The sequence below is a fragment of the Azospira sp. MPR-E4 genome (assembly GCF_058809645.1).
This window is the reverse complement of the sequence record NZ_JBXAST010000071.1, coordinates 1-16,401: the sequence shown is the minus strand read 5'-3', so window position 1 is coordinate 16,401 and position 16,401 is coordinate 1. Positions and strand designations below refer to the sequence as shown.

The window sequence follows — 16,401 nt, the reverse complement described above, 5'->3', positions numbered from 1 at the left end:
GCCGCGGGGGCGCCGGCGGAGGGGGTAGAAGGCATTGGGGTAGAATGGGCCAAAACCCGAATTTTACCTGTCTTCCCATCCTTCCCATGCCTGAAGAAATCCTCATCAATTTCACCCCCCAGGAAACCCGGGTGGCGGTGATGCACCAGGGCGTCGCCCAGGAACTGCACATCGAGCGCACCGCGTCCCTCGGCATCGTCGGCAACATCTACCTGGGCAAGGTGGTGCGCATCCTGCCGGGCATGCAGTCGGCCTTCATCGACGTGGGCCTGGAACGCACCGCCTTCCTCCACGTGGCCGACATCTGGCTGCCGCGGCATAGCGAAAAGAACGGCGAGAAGGGCGACGGCGAAGGCGGCATGCGCCCCATCGAGCGCATCCTCACCGAGGGCCAGAGCCTGGTGGTGCAGGTGATCAAGGACCCCATCGGCACCAAGGGCGCCCGCCTGTCCACCCAGATTTCCATCGCCGGCCGCATGCTGGTCTATCTGCCCCAGGAGAAGCACATCGGCGTCTCCCAGCGCATCGAGGACGAGCAGGAACGGGAGCAGCTGCGGGAACGCCTGACCCGCCTGGTGCCGGAGGACGAGAAGGGCGGCTTCATCGTCCGCACCATGGCCGAGAACGCCTCCGACGAAGAACTGGCCAACGACATCGAGTACCTGCGCAAGACCTGGCGCGGCATCAAGGAAAACTCCCTGCGGGTGGCTCCGCCCCACCTGCTGTACCAGGAGCTGTCCCTGTCCCAGCGGGTGCTGCGGGACTTCGTCAATCCGGAGACCTCGCGCATCGTCATCGACTCCCGGGAGAACTTCCAGAAGCTGAAGGAGTTTGCCGCCCTGTACACCCCCAAGGTGCTGGAACTGCTCGACCACTACACCGGCGAGCGGCCCCTGTTCGACCTGCACGGGGTGGAGGATGAAATCCAGAAAGCCCTGGCCCGGCGCGTCGATCTGAAATCCGGCGGCTACCTGATCATCGATCAGACCGAAGCCATGACCACCATCGATGTGAACACCGGCGGCTTCGTCGGCGTACGCAACTTCGACGACACCATCTTCAAGACCAATCTGGAGGCGGCCCAGACCATCGCCCGCCAGCTGCGCCTGCGCAACCTGGGCGGCATCATCATCGTGGACTTCATCGACATGGAGAACCCGGAACACCGGGACGCGGTGCTGGCCGAGTTCAACAAGGCCCTGGCCCGGGACCACACCAAGATGACGGTGAACGGTTTCACCGCCCTGGGCCTGGTGGAGATGACGCGCAAGCGCACCCGGGAATCCCTGGCCCACGTGCTGTGCGAGACCTGCCCCACCTGCGGCGGCCGCGGCGAGGTGAAGACCGCCCGCACCGTGTGCTACGAGATCCTGCGGGAGCTGCTGCGGGAGGCGCGCCAGTTCAATGCCCGGGAATACCGCATCCTGGCGGCGCCGTCGGTGATCGACCTGTACCTGGACGAGGAATCCCAGTCCCTGGCCATGCTTTCCGACTTCATCGGCAAGGCCATCTCCCTCCAGGCCGAGGCCAGCTACAACCAGGAGCAGTACGACATCGTGCTGATGTAGACCGATCCTGCGTCAACGACAAAGGGGCGCCCGCGGGCGCCCCTTCGTTTTTTCGCTCCGGCGTCTAGCGCGCCAGGGTGTCTCCTGCCACCGCCGCGGTCTGCACCCGGGGCGCATCGCCCTGGCGCAGGCGTTCCTGCAGGCGGGCCAGCACCTGCTGGCCGTCGTCCCGGGAGCGGGCCAGGGATTCCTGCATGTCCCTCTGCCACAGCAGGGAGGAAGCCTGCCGGCGCCACTGCTCCAGCTGGGGATTGTGGGCCAGGTGGTGGTAGTGGTGCTGGCGGTTCATGGTGAACCAGCGGTGAGCCTCGGCCTGGTCGGCGGCCACGCCCACCCCTTCCTGGTACATCAGCCCCACTTCGTACTGGGACTGCAGGTCGCCCTGCTCCGCCGCCCGCTTGTACCACTTCATGGCGGCGGCCAGGTCCTGGGGCACGCCGTCGGCGTAGCGGTACATCAGGCCCAGGTTGTACTGGGCGTCCCGCTGCCCCTGCTCGGCCAGCTGTTGCCACAGTTGCAGGGCCTGGCGGTAGTCGCCCTGGCGGTGGGCCTGGGCGGCCTGCGCGAAGCGCTCGCCGGCGGCGGGTTCGGCATGGACGGCGGTGCAGCCCAGGGCCAGGAGGATGGCGCAGCTAAGGTGACGGAGCCCCATGGAATGTCCTTTCTTGAACGGTCAATCGCCCGGCGGCGGCCGGGGAAAACCATTCTATGGATAGGGACATTGGGGCGGAATGAGGCAAATGGTCGCGCGGCAGACTGTCGCACCGGGCCGCCGGGGTTGCCCGAGCGGCGGCCAGATGAAGACCTGACCGGGGCAATTTGCGCCAGCCCCGCCGGCTGCCTATGCTGACGTTTCCCCAACCCGAAACGGAGCCCGCCATGAGCGTCAGCACCTCCCCGGAATTCAACAGCCTGGTGCCCAATAACAACATGGACCGCCGCACCTTCGTCGCCACCGCCGTCGGCGCCGCGATTGGCACTGGATTCGCCCTGGCCGTGCAGCCGGTGTGCGCCCAGACCCAGATCAAGACCGACAGCAGCGGCCTCAGGACCGCCGCCATCCAGGTGCCGGTGGGCGGCGAAAGCGTTGCCGCCTACTGCGCCCGGCCGGAGCAGGGCAACCGCCTGCCCACGGTGCTGGTGGTGTCGGAAATCTTCGGCGTCCATGAATACATCCAGGACATCTGCCGCCGCCTGGCCAGGCAGGGCTACCTGGCCATCGCGCCCCAACTCTTTGCCCGCCAGGGCGACCCGGCCACGGTGGACAGCATTCCCAAGCTCATGGAGACCATCATCGCCAAGGTGCCCGACGCCCAGGTGCTGGCCGACCTGGACGGCTGCGCCGCCTGGGCCGCGAAGCACGGCGGCGACCCGGAGCGCCTGGCCATCACCGGCTTCTGCTGGGGCGGCCGCATCACCTGGCTGTACAGCGCCCACAATCCGGCGGTGCGGGCCGGGGTGGCCTGGTACGGCCGCCTGGTGGGCAACGCCAGCGACCTGACGCCGAAACACCCGCTGGACGTGGCCTCCAGCCTGAAGACGCCGGTCCTCGGCCTCTACGGCGGCCAGGACCAGGGCATTCCCCTGGAGACGGTAGAGAAAATGCGGGCCGCCCTCAAGGCTGCCGGCAATCCCTCCGAGATCGTGGTCTATCCGGAGGCGCCCCATGCCTTCCACGCCGACTACCGGCCCAGCTACCGCCCCGAACCCGCGGCCGACGGCTGGCGCCGGCTGCTGGCCTGGCTGCAGCAGCACGGCGTCTAGACGACCGGGCCCGCAAACCGGGCCACCCCAGAAGGCAGAAGGGACGGGCTTCCCCGGCATGGCACGCCGGAGAAGTCCGTCCCTTCCAGCTTGCAGAGCAGGGGCTTAGAGCCCCAGGCACAGGTACTTCACTTCCAGGTATTCCTCCAGGCCGTACTTGGAGCCTTCCCGGCCCAGGCCCGACTGCTTGATGCCGCCGAAGGGCGCCACCTCGTTGGAGATGAGGCCCGTGTTCACCCCCACCATGCCGTATTCCAGGGCCTCGCCGACACGGAAGATGCGGCCGATGTCCCGGGAGTAGAAGTAGGAGGCCAGACCGAACTCGGTGGCGTTGGCCAGGGCGATGGCCTCTTCCTCGGTCTGGAAGCGGAACAGGGGCGCCACCGGGCCGAAGGTCTCCTCCCGGGCCACCCGCATCTGGGGCGTCACGTCCGCCAGCACCGTGGGCTGGAAGAAGGCGCCGCCCTCCCTGTAGCGCTCGTGGCGCCGGCCGCCGGCCAAGACCCGGGCGCCGTGGGCCACGGCGTCGGCGATGTGGGCCTCCACCTTGGCCAGGGCGTCGGCGTCGATCAGGGGCCCCTGGGTGACGCCGGCCTCCGTGCCTTCGCCCACCTTCAGCGTGGCCACCTTTGCCGCCAGCCTGGCGGCGAAGGCCTCGTAGATGCCGTCCTGCACCAGCAGCCGGTTGGCGCAGACGCAGGTCTGGCCGGTGTTGCGGTACTTGGAGATCATGGCGCCTTCCACTGCCGCATCCAGGTCGGCGTCGTCGAAGACGATGAAGGGGGCGTTGCCCCCCAGTTCCAGGGAGAGCTTCTTGATGCTCGGCGCGCACTGGCCCATGAGCAGGCGGCCCACTTCGGTGGAGCCGGTGAAGGAAAGTTTACGTACCGTCTGGTTGGACGTCAGTTCGCCGCCGATAGCTACCGGATCGCCGGTGATGACGTTGAAGACGCCGGCAGGAAAACCTGCCCGGTGGGCCAGTTCGGCCAGAGCCAGGGCGGTCAGGGGCGTCTGTTCCGCCGGCTTGACCACCACCGTGCAGCCGGCCGCCAGGGCCGGCGCCACCTTGCGCGTGATCATGGCGGCGGGGAAATTCCACGGCGTGATGGCGGCGCAGACGCCGATGGGCTGCTTGATCACCAGCATGCGCTTGTCCGCCGCCACGGCGGGAATGGTCTCGCCGTAGGCCCGCTTGGCCTCCTCGGCAAACCATTCGACGAAGGAGGCGGCATACAGCACCTCCCCCCTGGCCTCGGCCAGGGGCTTGCCCTGTTCGCTGGTCATGAGCAGGGCCAGGTCGTCGGCATGCTGGTGCATCAGCTCGAACCAGCGGCGCAGCACCCCTGCCCGCTCCTTCGCCGTCCGGCTGCGCCAGGCCGGCCAGGCGGCATCGGCGGCGGCAATGGCGGCACGGGTCTCGGCGGCACCGAGGCGGGGCACCCGGGCCAGTTCGGCCCCGCTGGCCGGATTGCGCACCGGGAAATCGCTCTCGCCGCCCACCCACTGGCCGTTGAGATAGCACTGCTGGCGCAACAGATTGGAATCCTCAAGTTTCATCTTTGTCTCGTCGTTGGAATTTTATAAAAACCGTCGTTTATACTTGGGGTTATGACTAAAAAGCTCATCCATTGCCTGAGCTTGGCCGCCGCCCTCGCCGGCTGCGGCAGCTTACCGCCATCGCCCCCGGAAAAGCCAGCGGAGCGCGCCGCCGCGCCCCTCTCGGCCAAGGCCCAGGACGTGGTGCTGTACGCCTTTTCCCTGATCGACACCGGCTACCGCTTCGGCGGCAAGAACCCGGAAGCGGGCCTGGACTGCAGCGGCATGGTCAGCTACATCTATGGCCAGGCGGCGGGCCTGAAAGTTTCCGGCAGCGCCGCCGACATCGCCCGCAACGGCCGCCCCGTGCCGCGCCAGGGCCTCAAGCCGGGCGACCTGGTGTTCTTCAACACCATGAACCGCTCCTACTCCCACGTGGGCATCTACATCGGCGACGACCGCTTCGTGCACGCGCCGGCAACTAATGGCAGAATCCGAATCGACAGTCTGGGAGCCCGCTACTATGCGGAACGCTTCGAGGCTGCCCGGTCCTACTTCGACTAAGCCGTCGGGCCGTAAAAAAACCACAATCTTAGGAGACAGTTTCACATGCCCGTTCCCGCTCTGTTCCAGGGCCGGATGGCGGTTCCCGCCATTGCTGCGCCCATGTTTCTCGTATCCGGCCCCGATCTGGTCATCAACGCCTGCAAGGCCGGCATCGCCGCCAGCTTCCCCTCCCTCAACGCCCGCCCCGCCAGCCAGCTGGATGAGTGGCTGACCCGCATGAATGGGGAGCTGGGCCCGAAGGATGCGCCCTTCGGCATCAACCTGATCCTGCACCACTCCAACACCCGCCTGGAAGTGGACGTGGCCCTGGTGGTCAAGCACAAGGTGCCCTTCGTCATCACCAGCCTGGGCAACCCCAGCATGCTGGTGGAAGTGGTGCATGGCTACGGCGGCCTGGTGTTCTCCGACGTCATCCACGCCTACCACGCCAAGAAGGCCATCGAGGCGGGGGTGGACGGCATCATCGCCGTCTCCGCCGGCGCCGGCGGCCATGCCGGGACCCAGAACCCCTTCGCCCTGCTGCGGGAAATCCGGGAGTTCTGGGACGGGGTGCTGATCCTGGGCGGGGCCATTTCCGACGGCGCCTCCATCCGCGCCGCCGAAATCGCCGGGGCCGATTTCGCCTACATGGGCACCCGCCTCATCGCCACCCAGGAGTCCATGGCCCAGCAGGCCTACAAGGACATGCTGGTCAGCGCCGGCCCGCGGGACATCGTGTATACGGACGCCGTCTCCGGCACCAACGCCAACTTCATCTGGCAAAGCCTGGAGAAGGCCGGCTACACCAAGGAGAGCCTGGCGGCCGGCGGCCAGGCCAACCACAACTACGGCGGCGACGAGGCCAAGGCCTGGCGCGACGTGTGGAGCGCCGGCCACGGCGTCGCCAACATCCACGACGTGCCGACGGTGGCCGAACTGGCCGCGCGGCTGGCCGCGGAATACCGCCAGGCCTGCCAACGCCAGCCGTCCCAAGCCTTGCGGCCGGTATAACCAAAGCCATATTTTTCGGCGCCGCCGTTGATGCTAGGGTTAGGCCCTAAATAACGACATTCGAGAGCCTTTCCCCATGCGTACCATCGACGAAACCGAAGTCAGCAAACTGCTCCGCGGGGTGGAGATTCCCCCCTGCCCCGCGGTGCTCGCTGCCCTGGCCCAGGAGATGCACCGCCCGGATGCCAGTTCGACCAAGGTGGCCCGGCTCATCAGCCAGGACGTGGGCCTGGCCGCCGGCGTCATCAAGTGCGCCAATTCCCCCCTCTTTTCCACCGGCAGCAAGGTCGGCTCCATCGGCGAAGCCCTGGGCCGCCTGGGCTTCAACAACGTGCTCAACCTGGTGGTGAACGAGCTGCTGCGCAAGAACCTCTCCCAGAACAACCATGCCATGGACCGCTTCTGGGACAGCGCCACCTACTGCGCCGGCGTCTGCGCCAAGCTGGCCGAGATCCTGCCCGGCACCAGCCGCGACACGGCCTACACCTTCGGCCTCTTCCACGACTGCGGCATCCCCATCCTGATGCGGCGCTATCCGGACTACAAGAAGACCCTGGGCGAAGCCAACCGCCGCATCGACCTGCCCTTCACCGCCATCGAGGACGAAATCCACGGCACCAACCATGCCGTCATCGGCTACCTCATGGCGCGCAACTGGGGCCTGCCGGAAACGGTCAGTTCCGCCATCCTCTCCCACCACGATTTCTCCGTCTTCAACGACGGCAGCGGCCTCTCCGACGAATCGTGCACCCTGATCGCCCTGGCCCTGCTGGCCGAGCGCATCGTCGGCACCTTCCTGCGCCTCAACGAGGACGGCGAGTGGGAAAAGGGCAAGGGTGCCGTGGCCGGTTTCTTCGGTCTCACCGAGACGGACCTCAACGACATCGTGGACGACCTGCTGTTCAAGCTGGATTCCGCCCGCAAGGCAGCCTGAACCCGGACGTCGCGGCGGCATCGCCGCCATGAAAAAAGCCGCTCCTGGAGCGGCTTTTTTATTGTCGGGAGCGGCGCCCTTCAGAGCAGGAACAGGGTGGCCAGGCCGAGGAAGATGAAGAAGCCGCCGGAGTCGGTGACGGCGGTGATCAGCACCGAGGAGCCCAGGGCCGGGTCCCGGCCGAACTTCTGCATGGTCATGGGAATGACCACGCCGACGGTGGCCGCCAGCAGCAGGTTGAGGGTCATGGCCCCGGTCATCACCAGGCCCAGCTGGAAGGAGTGGTACAGCCACCAGGAGACCACGCCCAGCAGGCCGCCCCACACCAGGCCGTTGATCAGGGCCACGCCCAGTTCCTTGTGCAGCAGGCGCCGCGCCGATTCGGGCTGGATCTGACCGAGGGCGATGGCGCGCACGATCATGGTGATGGTCTGGTTGCCCGAATTGCCGCCGATGCCGGCGACGATGGGCATGAGGGCGGCCAGGGCCACCAGCTTTTCGATGGAGCCTTCGAAGGCGCCGATCACCCGGGAGGCGATGAAGGCCGTCACCAGGTTGATGGCCAGCCAGGTCCAGCGGTTTTTCACCGAGTTCCACACCGAGGCGAAGATGTCTTCCTCTTCCCGCAGACCGGCCTGGGCCAGCAGTTCGCTTTCCGATTCTTCCCGGATGAAGTCCACCACCGCATTGACGGTGACGCGACCCACCAGGCGGTCATCCCGGTCCACCACCGGGGCGCTCACCAGGTCGTAGCGTTCGAAGGCCTGGGCCGCTTCCTCGGCGTCGTCGTCCGGTTCCAGATGGACGAAGTCGCTGATCATGACGTCCGCCACTTCGGACTCGGGATCGTTGATGAGAAGCTTGTTGAGGGGCAGCACGCCCTTCAGGCGCTCGTCCCGGTCCAGCACGAAGAGCTGGTCGGTGTGGTCGGGCAGTTCGTCGAAGCGGCGCAGGTAGCGCAGCACCACTTCCAGGGTCACGTCTTCCCGCACCGTGACCATTTCGAAATCCATGATGGAGCCGACCGAGTCCTCGGGGTAGGACATGGCGGCGCGCAGCTGCTCCCGCTCTTCCACGGAGAGGGACTGGAAGACGTCCTGGATCACCTCGTGGGGCAGGTCCGGCGCCAGGTCGGCCAGTTCGTCGGCATCCAGGGATTCGGCGGCGGCCACCAACTCGTCCGAATCCATGTTGGCGATCAGGGTTTCCCGGACCGCATCCGACACTTCCAGCAGGATTTCCCCGTCCCGCTCCGCCTTGACCAGGTCCCACACCATGAGACGCTCATCCAGGGGCAGGGCCTCCAGGATGTAGGCCACGTCGGCCGGGTGCATCTTGTCCAGCTTGTGGCGCAGCTCGTTCAGGTGCTGCTTGTGCACCAGGGATTCCACCAGCTCGTGGCGGGGCATCTCCTGCTTGTGCACCAGGTCCTCCACCAGATGATGCCGGGCGAGCAGGGTCTGCACCTCGGAGAGGCGCGCCTGCAGCTCATCGGCGTCAGCGTGCTGGATTTCTTCGCTCATGGTGGCAAACCGGGGAATGGTGCGATGCCGCAAAAAGATGGCGCATTCTAGCACCGCACCGAGTCAGTACTTTGACAAAAATCACGGGAATCCACCGGGCTACGGGATATCCCCAAGCGGCGCCCCGACGGCCCGCCCATGGGTATGGGCAAGCCGGTCTCAGGGGAGTTCCGCCGCCCCCATCCGGCCCAGGATGATGCCGCTTTTTTTCAGCAGCCCCGGGGCGTTGCGATTGCGGTCGTAAAAGCGGGGATTGGGCAGCATGGCGGCCAGTTTCGCCGCCTGCTCCGGCCCCAGCTGGGCGGCGGAGACATTGAAATAATGGCGGGCCGCCGCTTCGGCGCCGAAGACGCCGTTGCCCCACTCCACCACGTTGAGATAGACCTCGAAGATGCGCCGCTTGGACCAGGCGGTTTCCAGCATCAGGGTGATGGCGGCCTCCTCAGCCTTGCGCCAGGGCGTCTTGCTCGGGGAGAGGAACAGGTTCTTTGCCAGTTGCTGGGAGATGGTGGAGCCGCCGGCCACCACCTTGCCGCGGCGCTGGTTCTTTTCCACCGCCTTCTGGATGCCATCCCAGTCGAAGCCTTCATGATCGACGAACTTGGCGTCTTCGGCGGCGATGATGGCCCGCTTCAGGTGGGGCGAGATGCGCTCGTAGTCCACCCACTGCTTCTGCAGGCTGGCCCCCGGCGTCTTCAGCCACAGTTCTTCCTGGCGGATTTCCATGAAGCGGGTCATGTGGGGATTGACGTTGGCCCACCACAGCACCCAGGCGAACAGCCACAGCTGGTAGGCCAGCAGGAGGCCGACGCCCCAGGCCGCCGCCAGCTTCAGCCAATGCAGGATGCGCACGGCGCCTCAGCCCTGCCGCAAACGGTCGAGGACCGGCGCCGTATCGGGCCGCACGCCGCGCCACAGCTGGAAGGCTTCTGCCGCCTGCTCCACCAGCATGCCCAGGCCATCCACCAGGCGGGAAGCGCCCTGCAGCCGGGCAAAGGCCAGGAAGGGCGTCTCGCCCTGGCCGTACATCATGTCGTAGGCCAGGGCGCCGCCGTTGAAGATGCCGGCCGGCAGGGGCGGCAGTTCGCCGGCCAGGCTGGCGGAGGTGGCATTGATCACCACATCGAAGCCCTGACCGGCCAGCTCGCCATAGCCACCACCGCTGACGGGGCCCAGATCGGCGAAATCCCGGGCCAGGTCGGCGGCCTTGGCGGCAGTGCGGTTGGCAATGTGCAGGCGGCAGGGACCGGCGGCCAGCAGGGGCGCCAGGGCGCCCCGGGAGGCACCGCCGGCGCCGAGCAGGAGAATGGCCTTGCCTGCCAGGGGCAGGGCCTGGTTGACCTGCAGGTCCTGCACCAGGCCGGCGCCGTCCGTGTTGTCGCCGAGGATGTGCCCATCCTCCAGCACCAGGGTATTCACCGCTCCGGCCCGGGCGGCCCGGGGCGTCAGGCTGTCGGCCAGGCGAAAGGCCTCTTCCTTGAAGGGCACGGTGACGTTGGCGCCCCGCCCGCCGCCCTCGGCAAAGGCCCGCAGCGCCGCTGCAAAGCCGTCCAGGGGCGCCAGCAGGGCTTCGTAGCTCATGTCCTGGGCACAGGCGGCGGCAAACAGGGAGTGGATCAGGGGCGACTTGCTGTGGCCGATGGGGTTGCCGAAAACGGCATAGCGGTCAGTCATGGCGGCAAAAAGAAGGCAGCGGTGGAGGAAAGGGCGCCAGTTTATCCCTTTTGGCGGACGGCAACCTGAACGCTCCCTTACGTAGTGCAGGGAACAAAATCGCCGCGAGAAACGGCTTACGCATGGCGGAATTGCCTATAATCCGGACGTTGCACTTTTCAGGGAGCTAACAACAAATGAGCGCAAAAGACGCCGTTATCGTGACATGGGACGACCGCTACAGTGTGGGCATGAGTGAAATCGACGCCCAGCACCAGGCCCTCTTCGAGACCATCAACCGGCTGTGGTCCGCCATCGTCGGCAAGGGCAGCCGGGAGCAGATCCTGGTGCTGATCGACGAGCTGGAACGCTACACCGTGGCCCACTTCTCCGCCGAGGAGAAGTTCATGGAATCCACCGCCTACCCGGACCTAGCCGCCCACCGGCAACTGCACGAGACCTTCGTGCAGCGCATCGCCGCCGAACGCCAGGGTGTCAGCACCGGCAAATCCATCAGCCTGGACCTGCTGCACTTCCTCAAGGACTGGCTGGTGCAGCACATCCAGGTGGAAGACCAGCGCTACGCCGCCCACTGCCGCCAGGACCCGCAACGGGGCAGCGGCCTGGCCGGCTTCTTCAAGCGCTTCTGGGCCTAAACCCCGGCACCGGGCCGGGCCGCCTTACTGGGCCTGGACCCGGTCGCCGCTGGTGAAGAACCAGGTGCGGGTGATCACCAGCTGATCCACGTCCCGCCGGATGTCCTCGGGGAAGGCGGCATAGGGGCCGGCCATGCGCACGATGCGCAGGGCCGCCTCATCCAGCACCTTGTGACCGGAGGTACGCTCCAGCTCCACCTTGTCCACGGAACCGTTGGCATTGATGGTGACGGACAGCACCAGGGTGCCGTAGAGCCGGCCCCGGGCAGCCTCGGGATAGTTGAGGGTGCCCACCCGCTCCACCTTCAGGCGCCAGTCTTCCACATAGCGGGCGAAGCGGTATTCGTCGGCCCGGGTGCCGATGTTCTTCTTGCGCGGACGCTGGTTGTACTCGTCCACGCTCTTGCTGATCTCGGCCTCCATGCGCGCCATGGCCATGGCGCTGCTGGCCAGGTCCCGGCCCGAGAGGGTCGGCGCATTCTGGGGCTGGGACTCCCGGGAATCCTGGCGCGGCGCCCGGGTCTTGCTCTTCACTTCGGCCAGCAGGCGCTGCTGCTGGGCCTCCATGTCCCGCACCCGCTGCCGCGACTGTTCCAGGTCGCTGCCGGCCTGCTGCCGCGCCGAGGGCGGCAGGGGCGTGGCCGCCCTGCGGTTCTCTTCGACGTTGCCGCCGCCGTCCAGGTTGGCCTGAGCCAGGGCCTGGGCGTGGGTCGGGCGGCGCGCCGACTTGCTGTTCACCAGGATGATGTCCAGGGCCTTGTCCTGCAGGGACCGGGAGGCATCGGGGAACTTGAAGTGGAGGGACAGCAGCAGACCGTGCACCAGCACGGAGAGGCCGACGGCCAGGGTCAGGTTGCGGCTGGAGGCATCCATCCGGGCCAGGAATCCGGGCATCAACCGGGCCGCCGCCATATCAGGCTCCCGCCTCCTCGTCGTCACCCACATCGGCCACCGCATCGGCGCTCTCGATGACGGCGACGAAGCGCAGGTTCAGCTCCAGGGACAGGGTGTCCCAGGACTCCACGCTCAACTTGACCCGCTGGCCCATGGACAGCTCGGGCAGGGACGGCACCCGCTGCATCAGGGGCAGAGGATCGAGCTTGACCAGGTTTTCCTTGCGCACCGTGCCTTCTATTTCCGTCACGCCCTTCTGTTCCAGCCAGCGCAGGCACCAGTAGCGCTCCATGTGGCGCTGGAATTCGGCGTAGGCGGCGTAGGTCAGGTCGAAGTCGCGCATGGCGGCAAAGAGCGCGTCGCTCTTGGCGCCGAAGTGGGGCGCCCGGTCCTGCAGCAGGGTGATCAGTTGCCACTGGTTCACCAGGTCCACATAGCGCCGCAGGGGCGAGGAGGACCAGGCGTACTGGGGCACGCCGAGGCCCTCGTGGGGCAGGGGCGAAGTGGTCATGCGCACCTTGCCGGCGGTCTGGGCGCGGTAGATGCAGGCGACCTTCTTCTCGGCCAGGAGGCCGCCCCAGGTGGCGTTGGCGACGATCATCAGTTCCGCCACCAGCTTGTCCAGGGGACTGCCCCGCTTGCGGGCGCTGATCTCGATGCGGTCGGCGGCGCCAGTCGGATCGCTGGCGTCGGGGAAAACGTCGAAGTTGTAGTCGAAGATGCCCTGGGTGGCGGACGGCTTGCCGCGGCGCCCTTCGCAGGCACAGGCCAGCTGCCACAGCAGCTTCAGTTCCTGGGCGAAGCGGAAGTCGCCCAGACCGGCGGCCAGGGTTGCCTCGTTGAAGAGGGGCTCGATTTCGTGGTGGCGCAGGTTGGCCGCCACATGGACCCGCTCCAGGCGGGATTCGTGGCCGATGATCTCCAGGCTCTCGTTCACCGTCAGATAGAGGGAGATGGCCGGCCGCGGCTTGCCTTCGGCCAGAGTGTAGGCCTCCACCACGGCATCGGGCAGCATGGTGATCTTGTTGCCGGGCATGTACACGGTGGACAGGCGGTCCCGGGCAATCTGGTCGAGGGCCTCGCCGGGCCCGAAACCGAGGCCGGGGGCGGCGATGTGGATGCCGACGCGCCAGCCGATGCCGGGCAGGGCTTCCAGGGAAAAGGCGTCGTCGATTTCGGTGGTGGCCGCATCGTCGATGGAAAAGGCTTGCACCGAGGCCAGGGGCAGGTCGGCCGGCGCCGTGGGCACGTCCACGGCGGGAAAGCCGGTGCCCTTGGGGAAGAACTCCCGCAGAAAGCGGTTGAAATGGTAGTCGCGGTGGGACTTGATGGCGCCGCAGCGGGCCAGCAGATGCGGCGCCGAGGTGTGCAGTTCCTCGCAGGCCGCCTCCAGGGCCTTGGTCTCCGGCTTGTTGCGGTCCGGGGCGTAGAGCAGCTGGTCGAGCAGGGGGGCGAACTCGGGCGGCAGGGAACCGGCCTTCAGTTCCGCCACCATGCGCTCTATGGCCAGCGCTTGCTGACGCTTCTTTTCAAGACCGGCCAGAGCAGCCTGGAGAATGTCGGGAGGGGCCTTGCGGAAGCGACCCTTACCCTTGCGGTGGAAATAGACAGGCGCTGCGTGTAGGGCAAGCAGGACCGATGCCGCCTCGACCGGAGAGGGGTCTTTGCCGACGTAGTCCTTGGCAATATCCAGAAAAGAAAATTCGCCATCCGCACAGCACTCCCAGAGGAATTCGGGTTCGATGTCGTGGGCCAGGGGTTCGGCAGCCTCCAGCAGGGCCCCGGGGGCGGGACTCTGGAAACGCAGCAGGATGGCGGCAGCCTTGACCTTGGTTCGCTTGCCCGACGCGCTTTCCACCTGCAGGGTGGCATCGTTGTCGGCCAGCACGGAGCCCGTCTTGAAGGCGCCGTCTTCTTCAAATAGAACATTCATCGGCGGATTATAACCCGGCGAATTCAAGGATTTGCGGCACAAAGTCGACAAATCGCGTGAAGCTGTGGTCGCCGCCGGCCAGCACCGTCTGGCGGGCATCCCGGTAGCGGGCCACGGCCTGGCGGTAATCCAGCACCTCGTCCCCCTCCTCCACCAGCAGCCAGTAGCGCTCGGGCCGCAGGTCGGCCACTTCCATGGCCTGCAGCTGGGCCACGTGCTCCCGGGTGAACTGGAATTCCTCGCCGGTATAGAGGTTGGTCTGGGGGCCGACGTAATCCGCCAGGGAAAGATGGGCCAGCACCGCCGGATTGACCAGCACGGCCCGCAGGCCGTGGCGTTCCGCCAGCCAGGTGGCGAAGAAGCCGCCGAGGGAGCTGCCCACCAGGGTCAGGGGACCTTCGGCGGCCAGGATGGCCTCGGCCTGGGCCATTGCCTGGCGCGGCTCGTGGGACAGGGCCGGGCAGAAGAAGCGCTCCTGCAGGCCCCGGGCCGCCATGGCCTCGGCCACGGCGCGGGCCTTGAAGGAGGCGGGGGAGGAACGGAAACCGTGGAGATAGAGAATGCCGCTCATGGTGCTGGCCTCACTGGCTTACTTGCATTCCCAGGTGTCGCCGGGAACGAGGGTGGAAGGAAAGTCCCGGCAGAGCCAGATGCGGGCCGCCTGGCTCCCGCCCAGGGCGGCCTCCCAGAAGGCCAGGCTGGCGCCCTGGATGGCCGTCGCGGCCCGGGGCGGCAGGACGTGGCGGCTGCCCGGATTGCCCGCCAGGGGCATGTGGGCGGCGCCGTCCAGCACCAGCAGGAACTTGTCGCCGCCGGGCATGTGGCGGAAGGGCACGGTGCGGTCGGCGGCGCTGATGTCGTGCAGGCCGATGCCGTCGTCCCGGGTGCCGGTGATGCAGAAGAAGGGGCGCCGGATGCCGGCGAAGCGGGCGTTGAGGGGCGTCTCCTCGCCCCGGGCGGAGGGCGACAGGCCGAGGAAGGCCCGCAGGCGCGGCTCCGCCACCGGCGGCCCATAAGCGCGCCGTTCCCCGGCCATGGCCTGGGTCGTCACCGCGCCATAGGAATGGCCGGCCAGGCCGACACGCTCCAGGTCCACCCCGGCCCAGGCCGGGTCGGCGGCCTGGCGGCGCCAGACTTCGTCGAGAACGAAGCCCAGGTCGGCCAGGCGGGCCAGGGACTGCTCCGGCGTGGTGGCCGCCGTCAGGGCCCGGCGCAGGGCCATGGGACTGCCGGCCATGACCGCGGCGTCGCTGCCGGCGTGCTGCAGGGCCAGGCCCCGGTAGCCGTGGGAGGCCCAGTGGCGCAGCCAGCGTTCGCCGTTGTCCCGGTCGCCGCCGAGGCCGTGGGAGAAGAGGATCAGGGGCGTGCGGGCGACGCCCTGGGGCAGGTAGTGGCGGCAGGGAATGGGACGCTGGCGGCGCTCGTCGTGCCACACCTCCAGTTCCTCCCGCACCCGGCAGGGGCCGCTGGCGGCGTAGTTGTGGGGGGCTGACATGGGGCAGGTTCGCCGGGGCGGCAGCGCCGCCCCGAAAGGATTGTCCGGCCTAGCCTGCAGACCAGCTGACAGTGCCGCTCCAGGCGGTCCACAGGACGATGCCGCCGAAGACGATGCGGTACCAGGCGAAGGCGGTGAAGTCGTGGCTGCTGATGTAGCGCAGCAGGCCGCGCACGGCGATGAAGGCGGAGACGAAGGCAGCGACGAAGCCCACCACCCACATGCCGACATCGTCGAAGGAGAGCAGCTCCCGCTCCTTGTATAGCTGGTAGAGGGTGGCGATACCCAGGGTGGGGATGGCGAGGAAGAAGGAGAACTCGGTGGCGGCCTTGCGCGACAGGCCGAAGAGCAGGCCGCCGATGATGGTGGCGCCGGAGCGGGAAGTGCCGGGAATGAGGGCGAAGGCCTGGGCGATGCCCAGCTTGAAGGCGTCGATCACATCCAGCTCCTCCACCGTCTCCACCCGGATGCGGTGCTTGCGCCGCTCGGCCCAGAGGATGAAGAGACCGCCGACGATGAAGGTGGTGGCCACCACGTAGGCGTTGAAGAGGTGGGCCTTGATGGCCTTGCCGAAAAGCAGGCCAAGGGCGGCCAGGGGGATGAAGGCGATGATCAGGTTGATGACGAAGCGCTGGGCTTCCCGCTCCCGGGGCAGGCCCAGCAGCACCCGGGCGATGCGGGCCCGGTATTCCCAGCAGACGGCCAGGATGGCGCCGGACTGGATGACGATCTCGAACAGCTTGCCCCGGGCGTCGTTGAAGTCGAGCAGGTCCCCCGCCAGGATCAGGTGGCCGGTGGAGGAGATGGGAAGGAATTCGGTGAGGCCCTCGACGATGCCGAGAATGAGGGCCTTGAGCAGCAGCAGGGGATCCATGGGGAGCCGGGGCG

General features: G+C 67.3%; 16 protein-coding genes. 6 read left to right on the top strand and 10 right to left on the bottom strand.

Annotated elements, in window-relative coordinates; genetic code table 11:
• Positions 1-86: 86 nt before the first annotated feature.
• Positions 87-1,568 (top strand): ribonuclease G, encoded by a 1,482-nt coding sequence (gene rng / locus AC1RTA_RS15165; RefSeq protein WP_014235549.1) that lies wholly within the window; start codon positions 87-89, stop codon positions 1,566-1,568.
• Between the two features lie 64 nt (positions 1,569-1,632).
• On the opposite strand, the gene AC1RTA_RS15160 is transcribed toward rng, so the two are convergent.
• On the bottom strand, positions 1,633-2,220 hold the full coding sequence (locus AC1RTA_RS15160) for a tetratricopeptide repeat protein (RefSeq protein WP_492785201.1): 588 nt from the start codon (positions 2,218-2,220) through the stop codon (positions 1,633-1,635).
• Positions 2,221-2,447: 227 nt separating this feature from the next.
• On the opposite strand from AC1RTA_RS15160, the gene AC1RTA_RS15155 reads away from it, so the two are divergent.
• The gene (locus AC1RTA_RS15155; protein ID WP_492785200.1) at positions 2,448-3,332 is read left to right on the top strand and encodes a dienelactone hydrolase family protein; all 885 of its coding nucleotides are present in this window, start codon (positions 2,448-2,450) and stop codon (positions 3,330-3,332) included.
• A 105-nt stretch (positions 3,333-3,437) separates the two neighbouring features.
• Here AC1RTA_RS15155 and gabD read toward each other — a convergent pair whose 3' ends face one another.
• Complete coding sequence (gene gabD / locus AC1RTA_RS15150) at positions 3,438-4,889, bottom strand: NADP-dependent succinate-semialdehyde dehydrogenase (protein WP_492785199.1); 1,452 nt, start codon at positions 4,887-4,889, stop codon at positions 3,438-3,440.
• A 51-nt stretch (positions 4,890-4,940) separates the two neighbouring features.
• On the opposite strand from gabD, the gene AC1RTA_RS15145 reads away from it, so the two are divergent.
• The 3 genes from AC1RTA_RS15145 (at position 4,941) to AC1RTA_RS15135 (ending at position 7,359) form a co-directional block, all read left to right on the top strand.
• A complete protein-coding gene (locus AC1RTA_RS15145; protein ID WP_152089965.1) occupies positions 4,941-5,432 on the top strand; it encodes a C40 family peptidase in 492 nt (163 codons plus the stop codon).
• Positions 5,433-5,477: 45 nt separating this feature from the next.
• On the top strand, positions 5,478-6,425 hold the full coding sequence (locus AC1RTA_RS15140) for an NAD(P)H-dependent flavin oxidoreductase (RefSeq protein WP_492785198.1): 948 nt from the start codon (positions 5,478-5,480) through the stop codon (positions 6,423-6,425).
• Between the two features lie 76 nt (positions 6,426-6,501).
• Positions 6,502-7,359 carry an HDOD domain-containing protein gene (locus AC1RTA_RS15135; RefSeq protein ID WP_014235555.1) on the top strand — a complete coding sequence of 286 codons (858 nt, stop codon included), beginning with the start codon at positions 6,502-6,504 and terminating at the stop codon, positions 7,357-7,359.
• A gap of 80 nt (positions 7,360-7,439) precedes the next feature.
• Here the strand turns inward: AC1RTA_RS15135 and mgtE are convergent, their stop codons facing one another.
• The 3 genes from mgtE to aroE all read right to left on the bottom strand — a co-directional run bounded on the left by mgtE (position 7,440) and on the right by aroE (position 10,556).
• Positions 7,440-8,882, bottom strand: a complete 1,443-nt coding sequence (mgtE, locus tag AC1RTA_RS15130; RefSeq protein WP_014235556.1) for a magnesium transporter — start codon at positions 8,880-8,882, stop codon at positions 7,440-7,442.
• A 159-nt stretch (positions 8,883-9,041) separates the two neighbouring features.
• Positions 9,042-9,734 carry a monofunctional biosynthetic peptidoglycan transglycosylase gene (gene mtgA / locus AC1RTA_RS15125; RefSeq protein ID WP_492785197.1) on the bottom strand — a complete coding sequence of 231 codons (693 nt, stop codon included), beginning with the start codon at positions 9,732-9,734 and terminating at the stop codon, positions 9,042-9,044.
• Positions 9,735-9,740: 6 nt separating this feature from the next.
• Entirely contained in the window at positions 9,741-10,556 is an 816-nt protein-coding gene (aroE, locus tag AC1RTA_RS15120; protein WP_492785196.1) for a shikimate dehydrogenase, read from the bottom strand.
• A gap of 176 nt (positions 10,557-10,732) precedes the next feature.
• Here aroE and AC1RTA_RS15115 point away from each other — a divergent pair, with 176 nt between their 5' ends.
• The gene (locus AC1RTA_RS15115; protein WP_492785195.1) at positions 10,733-11,191 is read left to right on the top strand and encodes a bacteriohemerythrin; all 459 of its coding nucleotides are present in this window, start codon (positions 10,733-10,735) and stop codon (positions 11,189-11,191) included.
• 24 nt (positions 11,192-11,215) lie between these two features.
• Here AC1RTA_RS15115 and AC1RTA_RS15110 read toward each other — a convergent pair whose 3' ends face one another.
• Genes AC1RTA_RS15110 through AC1RTA_RS15090 form a run of 5 tightly spaced genes read right to left on the bottom strand, consistent with a single transcriptional unit; the run spans position 11,216 to position 16,387 of the window.
• Positions 11,216-12,064, bottom strand: coding sequence for an energy transducer TonB (locus AC1RTA_RS15110; protein ID WP_287875255.1), 849 nt, complete (start codon positions 12,062-12,064; stop codon positions 11,216-11,218).
• A 40-nt stretch (positions 12,065-12,104) separates the two neighbouring features.
• Complete coding sequence (locus AC1RTA_RS15105) at positions 12,105-14,018, bottom strand: ribonuclease catalytic domain-containing protein (RefSeq protein ID WP_492785194.1); 1,914 nt, start codon at positions 14,016-14,018, stop codon at positions 12,105-12,107.
• Between the two features lie 7 nt (positions 14,019-14,025).
• A complete protein-coding gene (locus AC1RTA_RS15100; RefSeq protein WP_492785193.1) occupies positions 14,026-14,589 on the bottom strand; it encodes a YqiA/YcfP family alpha/beta fold hydrolase in 564 nt (187 codons plus the stop codon).
• An 18-nt stretch (positions 14,590-14,607) separates the two neighbouring features.
• Positions 14,608-15,513: an alpha/beta hydrolase family protein gene (locus tag AC1RTA_RS15095; protein WP_492785192.1), complete on the bottom strand. Its 906-nt coding sequence runs from the start codon at positions 15,511-15,513 to the stop codon at positions 14,608-14,610.
• 49 nt (positions 15,514-15,562) lie between these two features.
• Positions 15,563-16,387, bottom strand: coding sequence for an undecaprenyl-diphosphate phosphatase (locus AC1RTA_RS15090; RefSeq protein WP_416243675.1), 825 nt, complete (start codon positions 16,385-16,387; stop codon positions 15,563-15,565).
• Between the last annotated feature and the right edge of the window lie 14 nt (positions 16,388-16,401).